The following is a 298-nucleotide window of genomic DNA, read 5'->3' on the forward strand; positions in this document are numbered from 1 at the left end:
CCTGCGCCCTCGGGCGGGGCGGCATCCGGGTCGGCAAGCGCGAGGGCGACGGTGCCTCGCCGCGCGGGCGGTTCCGGCTGCGCGGGGGTGCCTACCGGCCGGACCGGGTCGGGGCGCGCCCCGGCTGCCCGCTGCGCCTGCGGGCGACGCGCCCCAACGACGGCTGGTGCGACGACCCCGCGGATCGCCGCTACAACCGCCCGGTGCGCCTGCCCGTGCGCGCCCGGACGGAGCTGATGTGGCGCGAGGACGTCCTCTACGACGTCGTCCTCGACCTGGACTACAACCGCGCGCCGAT

Annotated in this window: 1 pseudogene; it reads left to right on the forward strand. The window is 78.5% G+C overall.

What is annotated here, in order from left to right:
• Positions 1-298: pseudogene (locus ACLBXP_RS25780) on the forward strand (L,D-transpeptidase family protein); the annotation flags it as partial.

Source organism: Methylobacterium sp. A54F, from assembly GCF_053346035.1.